The sequence below is a fragment of the Aquimarina sp. AD1 genome, from assembly GCF_003443695.1.
GTDB classification, from domain to species: Bacteria; Bacteroidota; Bacteroidia; order Flavobacteriales; family Flavobacteriaceae; genus Aquimarina; species Aquimarina latercula.
On sequence record NZ_CP031966.1, the window covers coordinates 4,979,313 to 4,992,183 of the forward strand.

11 protein-coding genes are annotated in these 12,871 nt (G+C 31.9%); 3 read left to right on the plus strand and 8 right to left on the minus strand.

Annotated elements, in window-relative coordinates; all coding sequences use genetic code 11:
- Nucleotides 1–80: 80 nt before the first annotated feature.
- The 5 genes from D1815_RS21385 to D1815_RS21405 form a co-directional block, all read right to left on the minus strand.
- Entirely contained in the window at nucleotides 81–1,133 is a 1,053-nt protein-coding gene (locus D1815_RS21385; protein ID WP_118389323.1) for a nuclease-related domain-containing protein, read from the minus strand.
- Between the two features lie 457 nt (nucleotides 1,134–1,590).
- A complete protein-coding gene (gene amrB / locus D1815_RS21390; protein ID WP_118389325.1) occupies nucleotides 1,591–2,670 on the minus strand; it encodes an AmmeMemoRadiSam system protein B in 1,080 nt (359 codons plus the stop codon).
- A gap of 208 nt (nucleotides 2,671–2,878) precedes the next feature.
- The gene (locus D1815_RS21395) at nucleotides 2,879–3,817 is read right to left on the minus strand and encodes a hypothetical protein (protein WP_027395798.1); all 939 of its coding nucleotides are present in this window, start codon (nucleotides 3,815–3,817) and stop codon (nucleotides 2,879–2,881) included.
- A 218-nt stretch (nucleotides 3,818–4,035) separates the two neighbouring features.
- Nucleotides 4,036–4,413 (minus strand): VOC family protein, encoded by a 378-nt coding sequence (locus D1815_RS21400; protein ID WP_027395797.1) that lies wholly within the window; start codon nucleotides 4,411–4,413, stop codon nucleotides 4,036–4,038.
- A gap of 137 nt (nucleotides 4,414–4,550) precedes the next feature.
- Nucleotides 4,551–5,363 (minus strand): helix-turn-helix domain-containing protein, encoded by an 813-nt coding sequence (locus D1815_RS21405; RefSeq protein ID WP_199726725.1) that lies wholly within the window; start codon nucleotides 5,361–5,363, stop codon nucleotides 4,551–4,553.
- 516 nt (nucleotides 5,364–5,879) lie between these two features.
- Here D1815_RS21405 and D1815_RS21410 point away from each other — a divergent pair.
- A complete protein-coding gene (locus tag D1815_RS21410) occupies nucleotides 5,880–6,935 on the plus strand; it encodes a BspA family leucine-rich repeat surface protein (RefSeq protein WP_118389330.1) in 1,056 nt (351 codons plus the stop codon).
- 317 nt (nucleotides 6,936–7,252) lie between these two features.
- Here D1815_RS21410 and D1815_RS21415 read toward each other — a convergent pair whose 3' ends face one another.
- The 3 genes from D1815_RS21415 to D1815_RS21425 all read right to left on the minus strand — a co-directional run bounded on the left by D1815_RS21415 (nucleotide 7,253) and on the right by D1815_RS21425 (nucleotide 10,189).
- The gene (locus D1815_RS21415; protein ID WP_118389332.1) at nucleotides 7,253–8,278 is read right to left on the minus strand and encodes an HNH endonuclease signature motif containing protein; all 1,026 of its coding nucleotides are present in this window, start codon (nucleotides 8,276–8,278) and stop codon (nucleotides 7,253–7,255) included.
- Nucleotides 8,279–8,402: 124 nt separating this feature from the next.
- On the minus strand, nucleotides 8,403–9,455 hold the full coding sequence (locus D1815_RS21420) for a DUF262 domain-containing protein (RefSeq protein ID WP_118389334.1): 1,053 nt from the start codon (nucleotides 9,453–9,455) through the stop codon (nucleotides 8,403–8,405).
- Nucleotides 9,452–10,189 carry an FRG domain-containing protein gene (locus tag D1815_RS21425; protein ID WP_199726726.1) on the minus strand — a complete coding sequence of 246 codons (738 nt, stop codon included), beginning with the start codon at nucleotides 10,187–10,189 and terminating at the stop codon, nucleotides 9,452–9,454. The genes D1815_RS21420 and D1815_RS21425 overlap by 4 nt, the downstream gene beginning before the upstream one ends.
- 286 nt (nucleotides 10,190–10,475) lie before the next feature.
- On the opposite strand from D1815_RS21425, the gene ccoS reads away from it, so the two are divergent.
- Nucleotides 10,476–10,676: a cbb3-type cytochrome oxidase assembly protein CcoS gene (gene ccoS / locus D1815_RS21430; protein ID WP_118389338.1), complete on the plus strand. Its 201-nt coding sequence runs from the start codon at nucleotides 10,476–10,478 to the stop codon at nucleotides 10,674–10,676.
- A complete protein-coding gene (gene ccoN, locus D1815_RS21435) occupies nucleotides 10,673–12,865 on the plus strand; it encodes a cytochrome-c oxidase, cbb3-type subunit I (protein ID WP_118389340.1) in 2,193 nt (730 codons plus the stop codon). Before ccoS ends, ccoN begins: the two co-directional genes overlap by 4 nt.
- The last annotated feature ends 6 nt before the right edge of the window (nucleotides 12,866–12,871 follow it).

Here is a 12,871-nt window from a genome sequence, read left to right on the forward strand (position 1 = left end):
GTATAAGTTTTTAATGTAGTAGCTGGGCTTTTGGTTATTATGGAGGGTAGTGTTTTTGTATTTGTTTAGTTAATTAAGAACTATTTTAGCAATTTATTTATTATTCTATTCAATTGCTTTTCGGTTAAAACAGGTTCAAAATATTTTATATAGTCATTCAGTTCTCTAAGTAGTTTTATGCTTACGTACTTGAATTTAGCTTTTGGCTTATTATTAATCATTACAATAAGATTTCGTATTGGAATTTTTTGTTCTCCCCAATGATGTTCGTTTAAAACTATATTTTTTGAAAGGAAAATATAAAGAGCAAAATTTGACCTTTCGATTTGTTCAATCGGTGACCTTAGGCTTAAAGAATTGATAGATGATTTACTCCAATTTTTTGTTTCTATTATAAAAATTCCAGCTTTCGAAATTAAGAGATGGTCAATTTGTATAGAATTAATTCTCTGATTATGTTTTTTATAAAAAATTGGATGAGAAAAACTCAAATTAAAATCATTAATCAAAGCATAATCATTTGAAAGTTTCTTTATTTCTTTAACAACTAAATTTTCTCCTAATGAGCCTGCAATTAGATTTCTTGAGTTTTCTAAAACATCATGGATATATTTTAATTCTTCAATTTTGGATTTTGCTCTTTGTTTAATTAGCTGTTCTTTTTCAGCTTTATATTTTTTTATAAAAAGTTCATCATTTTTAATGTTTTTAGAGATTTCTTTTACAGATAAACTTATAAGTCTAGTTTTGTTTTTTACAAAATGATTGACTTTATATTTTAAAAAATAAAGTTTTACACTTGATATTAATTTTTTTAAAAAGTTATCATTTTTATTGCTATGAATTAAGTCAGTTTTTGTCCGTAAATCAGAAATCCTGTGATCTATTCTTTCCGTTTCTACATTGATTATTTTAGCTTTACTTTCAATTTTTTGTTCCAGGTTAATGCATGTTTCAGAATATTCCTTTTCTAACTGATCTGATGTGTCATTAATAATTGCGCTTTTTTCTAAATTATAATTCGATAAAAAAACATTAATCTCTCCGACAGAATTAAATCTAGTAACTCCTTTAGTCTCTAACTCAGATTTTAGAGATTTTAATGATCCTATGGTTCCATATATTCTAGCCATTTACGGAATTCTTGAAATTACAGTCAATTTGTAAGTATAGTTAGTTACAAAGGACATGTATACATTTGTATTTAATTAGTTGTTCTCCACTTCTAAAATAAAGTAAAAATTCCCCAAATTCAAAATTCTAATTCGGATAGTTTACATAATTGTTTTGCCATATCAAATGTAAAACTATGTCAAAAAAGTATAAGTTTTTAATGTAGTAGCTGGGCTTTTGGTTATTATGGAGGGTGGCTCTCGGCTATGGTTAGTACGGCAATTAAAATTGTTGAATTTTCTACCTTTGACTAGATTATCAACAGTATTATACAGCTGTTTTTATTGTTTATTTCGATTTAATATACATTACTTGTCTGCTCAAATAAACGATTCTTTCATGGTCGTAATTAAACTGTACTGAGTAATTTTCTTTACGACTTCTTTTCTAATTTTAACACCATCAAGAATTACAGATCTATTCATATTTGATACTCGCATAAGCGACCCAGTGTTTTTGAGTTGCGATAGCTGTAGTTCCCATTCCTAAGTCTTCTACTGTTATAAGCTCATGATCTATACTCGATTGGTAATCTAAAAAAGTTCCTAGTAACGGTTTATTATGTAATGTCTGATTTAATTTATTTGCAAAACTCACTCCAAAAGGTACAGAATAACGACCACACCAAACCCATTTGTATTCTTTATAATCATTAGTTTGCACGGTGTATTCTGTAAACGTTTTTATTTTTTCATTACTAATTTCGTTTACTAAACACTTCTCGATAATCTCCATATCTATAGCTCTAGCTTTTTTAGTGCCTTCATCATCAACTCCAAAAGGTGCTAAATCTCTACCCCATTCTTCATTACCATAATGAACAGCATCGTTAGAAATAACAACTGCTACATCTTTTCCATAGGCAAGATTCTTTTCTTTTAAAATTTTTGACACCACAATAGAAAGATCATTACCTATGACATCAATCAATGAATAATTTATATAGGGTACAAGTATTGGGATAATTTCTAGATTTTTGTTTTTCCGATGTAAAAAGGGCACAATCGCTTCTAAAGAATGTTCTAGTTCTTGCATATCGTTATGAACCAGGTATGAATATTTTGGAAGTTGCTCAATAATTTCAGAGTTTATATCAGACACTTTTAAATCACCATAAGGAGATTCCCAATGTGTAAAATCTCCAAAAATGATTTTGTCTTGAAGATTAAAGTTTCGAGCACGATGAGCAACACCAACGAGAATAATAGTGTTGGCATTAATTCCTTTAAGGGATTCATAATACAAACGTCCAGCGTATTTGTAATCGTCATGCGGACTTACAGCTGCTTTCCATTGCATACTATTTTTAGAATCCTTAATGCCTAAACGCTTATAAATAGAGTCTAATTGCCAATTATATTTTGTGAAGCCAATTGTATCATGCACAGGTCTAATTCTTTTTTCTAATGCTTGGTCCTGTACTTCGTTTTTTACTATTGTTTGGTTTTTACAACCGAAACAACAGATACACATTATCATAACAATGATTAGTCGCATATAAAGTTTTATTTTAAATAACGGATACTAAAAAATAATTTTTGATAGAGTTCACGATTTTTAGATATGTTGTCGATTTTTCGATTACTGCTCACAGTCTTGGATATAGTTTTTAGCGTTTAAATTAAGGATTATTTTCGGATTGAGAACGAGTCAAATTTTTAAATTTGGCGACTTTCTAAACACACGTAGATTTTTCGATTAAGTACTAATTCTCCCTATTTTTTTTATATCTTGTTAGGGGCATTTTTACTGTATATCCCTCAGGTAATTCTACATCATAAACCTTTTCTATATATGCCAAAGGAGGTAATCCGACCGTATTTCTCAAACTATCTACCGTGTTTATATTCTCAATTGGGAATTGGTCATAATTATTCCAGTACGTTCCATATATTTGAACGCCCTTACCTCTAAGCATAGAATTTTCATCATCAAATCTTGCCCAATAGTTTTTTCTTAATTCGCCTTTCTCAATTTTTTTATTGATTAATGGTCTAAAATAATTCCAAACGTAATTGTTCTCTCGATGAATCCCTCTGTGATGCCATAGTAATATCCATTGCCTATCATACCAACCGTACTCTTTGTTTATTTCAATTAGTCTTTTGATGTTCAGACTATCGACTCTTTGCATTTCCTCAACACTACTGCCATCTGTTCTAACTTTTTGGTCTCGTTCTGCTAATAACTCAATCTCTTTATATATTTCAGGGTTCTTAAGATTATTAGTGTAGTCAGTTTTGTACTTGGAATACCTAGCTTTTATCTCTGAAAAAAGTTTGTTTTCTCTAAAAGCATTAAATTCATCAAAACTGTCAAAATAATTTTCGGATGCGTTAGTTTTTTGAATTGCTGTTATTATAAAATCCTTTGCAACTTTATCTTGTTTTAAGTTTAAAGCAGATGCAGAAGCATAAAAATAATCTGAAGTACTTTCATCAGGTTTTATTTTAAAGGCGTCTTGAAAATTGGATAATGCGTTTTGATAATCTTTGTCCTTAAAATTTAGCATTCCGCTCCAAACTAATTCATCATATTTTTCAAAATCAGATTTGGTTTTGGTTTTAATTCCACCATCTTTTCCTTTGTTGTTACAACTCAGACTTGTAATTGATATTATAAAAAATATTAGAATTTTTTTCATTTTTTTGCTTGTAGGTAGCGGTTAGTATAAGAAACGTAGGGGAGGCTATAAGCAATACATTTCGGTTTGGTATTACGTCAAATATAATATTTTGCTTTTATCTTTTTTGTTGAAAAATGCCAAATTTTATAGTTGGCGACTTTGTAAAAAAACACAGAACTTTGGAGTTAACACAAAAGCCCTATGTTTTTTTATATCTTGTTGTGTATAGTATTTTATTATTCTGGTTTTGTATAAGTTACAATGTCGATTCCAATTCCATTTGGGTCTTTTATTGCAAAATGTCTGTCTCCCCAAGGTTCGTCTCGGATTTCGATTTCCATTTGGACTCTCTTTTCTTTTAGTTGCTTATAAATTACATCTACATTTTCAACTTCAATAGTCAAATAAGCTCCATTTCCATTAAATGCTGATTGGAAAATTGGTTTTTGGCTTGGGTGGTTCGGTTGTAAAAAACTGATTTCTGCCGAATTATTGGGGGTGTGAAGTAATAAATAAAATTCGTTTTCAAAACTTACTCCAAATCCCAATACTTCTGTATAGAATTTCTTGGTTTCCTGTAATTTTTCAGTGATTATTCCTGCATTAAGTTTCATCTTGTTTGTTGTTTGTGCATTTGCCCAACCTGCTGTAAGAACAAATGCTGTTAATATAAATGCTTTCATTGTCAATAATTTTGTTGCTACAAATTTAGGTTTGCAAGAAACCTATACATTGTAAAAATCGGACAAACTTAATGGAAGGCTTCGGAGGGTGTAACTCCGTAATATGTTTTGAAGTTTTTAACGAAATGAGCTTGGTCAAAAAATCCAACATCAAAGTATAACTTGTTTTCTTTTAAACTTTGTTTGGAAGGTTTTGCATTTAAAATATGTTGAAAGCGTACAACATTGCTAAATGATTTAGCTGTTGTTCCGATATAAAAATTGAAAATTCTGCGAAGTTGTCTTGAACTTAAACCTGTATTAAGGTCTTTTTCTGTGTTCAAGTATCCATTTTTTTGGAAAATTAGGTTTAGTGAATCTAAAAAACGGTGGTCATAATGAATATCCTGGTTTTTTAAAAATTCAATTATTCTTTCGTTCAGTATTTTTACAATGTTTTCAAATGAATCAGTAGTCGTGATTTGTGAATTTATCCACTCGGAAAAATTAGGTAAAACTTTGTTTAGTTCTTGAGATTGATTACTTAAAGTTCTGGCGTTTATTCCGAATAAGTGTGGAAATGCAGAAGGTAAAAAACGAATGCCTATGTAATCAAATTCCTTTCCAATTGGAAATTGGACGAACTTTCTAGAAAATCCCATTATAAAGTTTTCGGTCGGTTGTTTATGGTCAAAATATATGTCGATACAGCCGTCTGAAACTACTCGGTAATTATAATCTTTGTTTAATGGTTTCAGCGTTTTAAGTTGCCAAAAACAATAGATGAAATTTTCAATTTCTTTATTTGGTTTACTCTCTTGATAACTTATTTCATTATCATTAGCCGAAACTGTTGGCTGAATCGGTCTGTAATATTCTTTTATAGTTTTCAGATTATTCACTGCGTTTTTTTTCGCATTATGCACAACGCTAAATATATGAATCGGAGCAAAGCAAGTAAGCCTAAACCAATCGATCTATCTGCGCATTTTTATTTCTTAGTTAATTTATAAAAATCTAGCGCCATTGCAAAAAGGAAATAACCTTTCGATCCGGCACTAAATTTCTCTGATTTTATATATGGTGTAGTAGCCAGTTATTTATTCTTTAAATGGTTTATAATTAGTGTATCTTTTTTATCTCTTTCTCTCAGTATTTTTCATTTACCTCGTCATGTGAAAAAGTCAATTGTTTTTTATCTTCTTGCTCATTTTATTTTTTCGTAATGCTAGCAAACCTAAGCTGTTTTTCATGGCCTATGTCATTAATCAAGAAACTTTCGTAAATAAGAAATAGATATTTAAACCATTTGTTTTCCCTTTTAACCTCATTTTTTCCTTTCTGCATATTTTATTTTGGTTTAATTTTTTTTTTAACCTTTATTTGATATATCAATTCATATAGAAACACAAAGAAAAATGAAAGCACTATCTATTTACGTTTGTCTGCTCTTACTATGCATATCATGCTCTAACGATGATGACGGCCAGGTATTAAGCGATCTTAATGATATTACTTCATTTAGTATTAATGAGCAACAGGGTACTATAGATAATAATACCATTACCCTTGAGTTTGATACAGGAACAGATATTACAGCTTTGACTCCTCTTATTGAGCATACAGGATTAACTGTAGTTCCAGCTCTTGGTTCGGTACAAGATTTTACAAATCCTGTAGTGTATACCGTAGTTGCAGAAAACGGAAATACTCAAGAGTTTGTGGTCACTGTTAATGTTGACTTAGGAACAGCATCAGGAATAGAATTTATAACGACCTGGTCTGCTAAAGAAATTACCATTCCCACAGATCCAGAATTGACTTATAACTATAATGTAGATTGGGACAACGATGGAATAGTAGATGAATCTGGAATAACAGGTGATATTACTCATACTTTTGATACTGATGAGGAGCATACAATACGTATAACAGGTACTTTTCCTTCTATACAATTTGACAATAGTACAGATGAGGCTAATAAGAGTAAGATTATCTCTGTGGATCAATGGGGGACGGGAGTATGGTTGTCTATGGCCCGATCATTTATTGACTGTATTAATCTTAAAGTTCCTGCAACCGATATTCCTGATTTGTCAAACGTGAGTAATCTATCACTTATGTTTCTTGGTGCATCCATTGTAAATCCTGATGTAAGTAATTGGGATATTAGTAATGTAACGACTCTAGCTGGTATGTTTTTTCTTGCTTCATTAGCAAACCCCGATATTAGCAACTGGAATATTTCTAAGGTTACTGATGCCGGTCTTATGTTTAATGGTTCAGCCTTGTCAACAGAAAATTACGACAAACTACTCATTAATTTTGCTAATCAAACACGACAAAATGATGTTAGTTTTGGAGCTATTGACACCACTTTTTGTTCTGATGAAGCGACTGATGCAAGAGCTACTTTGATTAGTGAAAGTAATTGGAGTATTTTAGATGATGGTCGTGATGCTCAATGTGAATAATCCTGGTAATTTGTATAAGAAGTGTAAAAACACAGGCGGTAGAAGTTTAGTATACTGCGATTTCTGCCATCTGTCTTATTAACCGATATGAAAAATTAGGAGCGTGTTGTTAGACAAGATAAGACTTTCAATGATTTTAATAAATTCAACTTTTAATTTCTGAGTCATTTTGAAATTGGCTACAACGTGTTGGTGTATGGTTAGTTGCGTTGGAAAGAACTAAGTTAGCAAAAGAAAACGAACCGTAGGAAAATCCGTAGGATTTACCGAGTATACACAGAACAAACAATTAACTATACACGTTGTTGTACCTAGTTTTATTCATTTAGAGTGTAATCTGCAAATATTTGTTCTAGTTCTTCACGTGGGTGAAAACCGGTTTCTACTTTTGAATGAATAAACAACTCATCTTTATAAGTTACTTCAGTTAGCGCATGAGGTAAATCCTTAACTGAAACTACTTCTTGAAGTTTGGAAATGGGTACAGGATTATGTTCTCCATCCTTATTTTCTCTATAGACATAATCAGCTCTTGTCAATATGTAAATAGATTGTCTGTCTTTAGAAAAACCACTATTTACAATTACATATTCTCCATTATGGTTTCGAAAAAAAACCATTCCTTCATTCAAATTCTCATAATATGTTTTCAAAGGGTTACTTTCAATTTCTCCTGGAGTACAAGGGAACTCATTCGGTTTGTCATTATAAAAAATTATGCGTTGTGCTGCATTAGGAGTTTTTGATAATATGTAATTAGGTTCTGGAATTGATGGTTTTGTATAAATTTCTTGATTAAATATCCATTCTCCTAATTGACCTCCTTTTGTAATTTTACCTTCTTTCGCCCAATTTTCTAAATTCTTTCTGGTGTTTTCCGATTCTTCTTTTGTAACCGTTCTCATCCATTCAAAATTTTGTTCAAGTTCTCCGTCAATTGGTTTGGATGGGTTTTCAAGGAAATTATCAACACTTCCGTACTTAAAAATTATTCTAGATAGAGTTATAGGATTAAGTAATATATTTTCTAATCTAGTTATCCACCTTAAGTTTTCTGGTCTATTATTTTTTTTGTTGGTGTCAATATGGTCAACAATATGGTTATCAGAAGGTTGTTTTCCATGATAAGCCGTTACCACAATTCTATGAACTGTTTCTGATGAGAAGTTCATATATCCTTTCTGTTTGCATGGTTTACCAAAAGTCCATTTTTCGTCTAAAGGTCTTTTTCTTTTATTTGTTTTTTGAAGTCTGAAAATAGAACCGTTTTCTCTCACGCGATAAGTTTCACCACGATATTCACAGATTTTTTCAGGTTCATTTATGTCAAATAAATTGTCCAAACTTTCAAGATTAACTTGGTTCTATAATTAGCTACAACGTGATTGTATAAGATTAGTTGCGTGTTTTAAGTACTAAAGTAGGCTATAACCAGCAATTAATTTTATACGGTGTTAGCTATAGTTATTATTCCAGATATTCTGTAATTATCCTTAATCTTTCTTTAATATTTGATACATCATTCGTTCCGTGTTGTGATAGTCTGTCGTATTCTAAATAATCATAATCTGCTTCTTCGTAACTCTTTTCAGCTAATTTTCTATTTTCTTTTATTGTTTTTTCAAATTTAATAAGCTTGGAACGTTTTATATTTTTATTTTCTGAAATTGCCCATTTAAATAATAAATAATACATAACCATACTTCCTTGCGCTCTCAATAAATTATCATTGTCGGCAAAAAGAGTTACCATTTCATCTAGTACAGAATTAACTTTTTGACTAACATCTTTAACCGTTTTTTTCTTTTCGGTTTTATAGTTTTTAGCCATTGCGTCTAGATAAACTTTCTTGGTGTCAATTAACTTGTTGACTTCAATTTTTGAAATTTCTACTAGTAAAAACCTAGCAGCAACTTCCATATGCTGGTATCTTGTGTTTTTAAATTTTACTTTGTCAATAAAAAATGAGTGATTGGCTATTTCTCTAATAGCTTTTACCATATTACCTCCAAAAGCATTTCGTTTCTCCGCAGAATTTAACGGAACAGCTTCATTTAATCTAAAGAACATATCTTCAATTAAATCTATATCATCCGTCATAACACCAACAATAGGTAAAACAAAAGAATCAAATCGTATTTTTATTTTAGGGTATTCTTTTCCTAAATCATCATAACTTAATCCACCAAGCTTTATATCAGGATTATCTTGAAATTCAATGTCATTTGATAGACAGAAATCTCCGTTTATAAAACCCCAAATTGTCTCAAGTCTTTGTTTACCATCAATAATAGCAAATGATTTTCCGCTTTCTTTTCTTTCCTTTCTGTCAAATTGATGAAAGTATATTTTTGGGATATCATACTTATTTAAAATTGAATCTATCAATAATTGTTTTTTTTCCGTAGTCCAAACACCACCTTTTCTTTGATATTCAGGGTTTACAATGATTTCATCTCTTTCAGAATATGTACTCATTATTGTTGAGTGCTGAACTGGAAATGTTTCTATATAACTCATATAAATTTCTTTTTAATAATTTCTCCAATACTTGATAATTCTGGAAAAAGAGCAAATTTATTTACTTCAAGAAGCGTTAATTCCTCTCTTATTTTTGCTTTAGATTTAGCTGGAATTTTGAATTTAATAACCTCTTCGTTTTGGCAAAATTGCTCAATTGGTTTAGTATCTAAATGATGGATTGTAAAGACACCTAATTGAGCTTGAATTCTTGGACTGTTTCTTGTCGCAATTGTCGCAATTGGTGCAAGTTGATGTCTAGGATTTGAGCTTAAAGATTTAACAGAATAGTTAGCTAAAATTTCATCATCAAAAGAAGGAATGAAGTTTTTTTCCAAAGCTCCAATATTTGCTATTTCATTTAATTCTGTTGGTTTTAATAACCATAGAGCTCCATCAATATTATCTTTTTCTTCATTATTTACTGCAAAATATAACGCAGTCAATGGACTTTCACTCCAATCCAATAACCTGGTTGGCAATCCATAATGTTGCATTAAAAATAGCCAGTCAAAATCATCTGTTGTCTTGTTTTCAATTAGCATTGCAGCTGACTGCTTAAACCTTGAAAGTAGTGAACTCTCTGACGTGGTATTAGATATTCTTAAAATTCCTGGTGATAGCTCCCAACTAAAATCAGACTGACCTCTAAACCAAATATCCTCTTTGCATTTTTTGGTTTCTTTTTTTAATTGAGAAATTAATTTACTTATTGAGTTTATTTCAATTTCCATTATTGTCTTTTTCTGTTGGTTGCTCTTTAATTATAGCTAACATGCGAGTATAGTTATTACGTATAGTACCGTTTGTAATTATTTGTTTTCCGCTTCTAAAATAAAGTAAAAATTCCCCGAATTCAAAATTCTAATTCAGATAGTTTGTATAGCTGTTTTGCTGTGCCAAATTAAGAGATGCTATTAACGGTTTTAGTTCTTAGTACAAACTACCTTTCTAAAACCTGATAAATGTCATTTTTTAAGAAAATGTTCACCTATACTTTTGGAGCCTAATAAGAATCTTATGGGTGTTATCTATGTTTTATTAACCATTAGTATCATTGTTGCTATCGTGTTTTTTATAGCTTTTATTCTCTCTGTAAAAAAAGGACAATACGATGATACTTATACACCTTCTGTAAGAATGCTTTTTGATGATGAGCTAGTTAAAGAGCCTAAAGAAAAACATTCAGTTTCCACTAATAACAATCAATTAAAACTATGAAAATGGAACAATTCTATTACGATAATAAAGTCGTAAAAAAATTCTTATACGCCACCATGCTTTGGGGTATTGTAGGGATGTCAGTCGGATTGCTACTGGCGTTTCTATTTTTATTTCCTAACCTTACCGATGGAATCCCTTGGCTAAGTTTTGGGCGTTTACGACCACTACATACCAATGCAGTGATTTTTGCCTTTGTAGGTAATGCTATTTTTGCAGGAGTATATTATTCTACACAACGATTGCTAAAGACTAGAATGTTTAATGATACGCTTAGTAACATTAATTTTTGGTGTTGGCAATTGATTATAGTAGGTGCAGCTATCACATTACCGTTAGGATATACTACTTCTAAGGAATATGCAGAATTAGAATGGCCTTTTGATATCGCTATCGCTATTGTTTGGGTAGTTTTTGGTTGGAATTTGATTGGTACCATTCTAAAACGTAGACAACGACACTTATATGTAGCCATATGGTTTTATCTGGCAACCGTAGTTACTGTGGCGGTACTTCATATTTTTAATAGTTTAGAATTACCCGTAAGTGCGCTAAAAAGTTATTCGGTCTATGCAGGAGTGCAAGATGCACTGGTGCAATGGTGGTACGGACATAATGCGGTAGCCTTTTTTCTTACCACCCCATTTTTAGGATTGATGTATTATTTTGTTCCTAAAGCAGCGAATAGGCCGGTATATTCCTATCGATTATCGATTGTACACTTTTGGTCATTGATTTTTATTTATATCTGGGCAGGACCTCACCATTTATTATACTCTTCGTTGCCGGATTGGGCGCAGAATTTAGGTGTTGCTTTTTCTATAATGCTAATCGCACCATCTTGGGGTGGTATGATCAATGGATTATTAACCTTGCGTGGTGCCTGGGATAAAGTACGTACAGATCCAGTATTAAAATTTATGGTGGTCGCAATCACAGGATATGGGATGGCCACGTTCGAGGGGCCTATGCTTTCTTTAAAAAATGTAAACGCAATAGCACATTTTAGTGATTGGGTGATTGCGCACGTGCACGTAGGCGCATTAGCATGGAATGGTTTCTTCACCTTTGGGATGGCATATTGGCTAATCCCTAAAATATTTAAGACCAAATTGTGGTCTACAGCATTGGCTAATGCACATTTCTGGATTGGTACCTTAGGGATTATTATGTATGCATTGCCGATGTATGTGGCTGGATTTGTTCAGGCTTCTATGTGGAAACAGTTTAACCCAGACGGTAGTTTGGTATACGGTAATTTTTTAGAAACCGTAAACGAAATTATACCGATGTATTGGATGCGAGCAATTGGCGGTAGTATGTTCATCTTAGGGATGTTTATTATGCTATATAATGTAATCAAAACTATCAAAGCGGGTAATACGGTTACCGATGAATTGGCAGAAGCTGCTCCATTAACAAAAGTAACTAACAAAAGAACTGCAAAAGAAGGATATCATACTTGGTTAGAAAGAAGACCGGTAAAGCTTACGATTTTTGCTACAATTGCGATACTTATTGGAGGAGCCGTACAGATTGTACCAACGCTAATGATCGATTCCAATATCCCTACAATTACTAGTGTAAAACCTTATACACCGCTAGAATTAGAAGGTAGAGATCTATATATCAGAGAGAGTTGTGTGTCTTGTCATTCGCAGATGATTCGTCCTTTTCGTAGTGAGGTAGAACGATACGGAGAGTATTCTAAAGCTGGTGAATATGTCTATGATCACCCATTTCTTTGGGGAAGTAAACGAACTGGGCCTGATCTGATGCGTATCGGAGGTAAATACTCGGATAACTGGCACCTTAATCATTTCTATGATCCGCAAAGTACATCGTCGGGTTCTATTATGCCAAGTTATAAATGGTTGCTAAAAAATGAACTCGATCGATCGGATACAGAAACCAAAATGGAAGCTATGGTTACTCTTGGGGTTCCTTACACTCCAGAAGAGATTGCTAAAGCACAAAAATGGATGGATGAACAAGCAACACAGATCGAGAAAAACCTATACGATGATCCAGATTTTTCCAAAACCTATGAAGCAGATAAAAAATATGCCAAGGATAATGGATTGGATTTTATAGAAATGCGCGATAGAGAAGTCATCGCCTTAATTGCCTACATACAGCGATTAGGAACCGATATCAAAGTTAAAAACGAAACTGCAAGTTCAAACTAAAGAAAT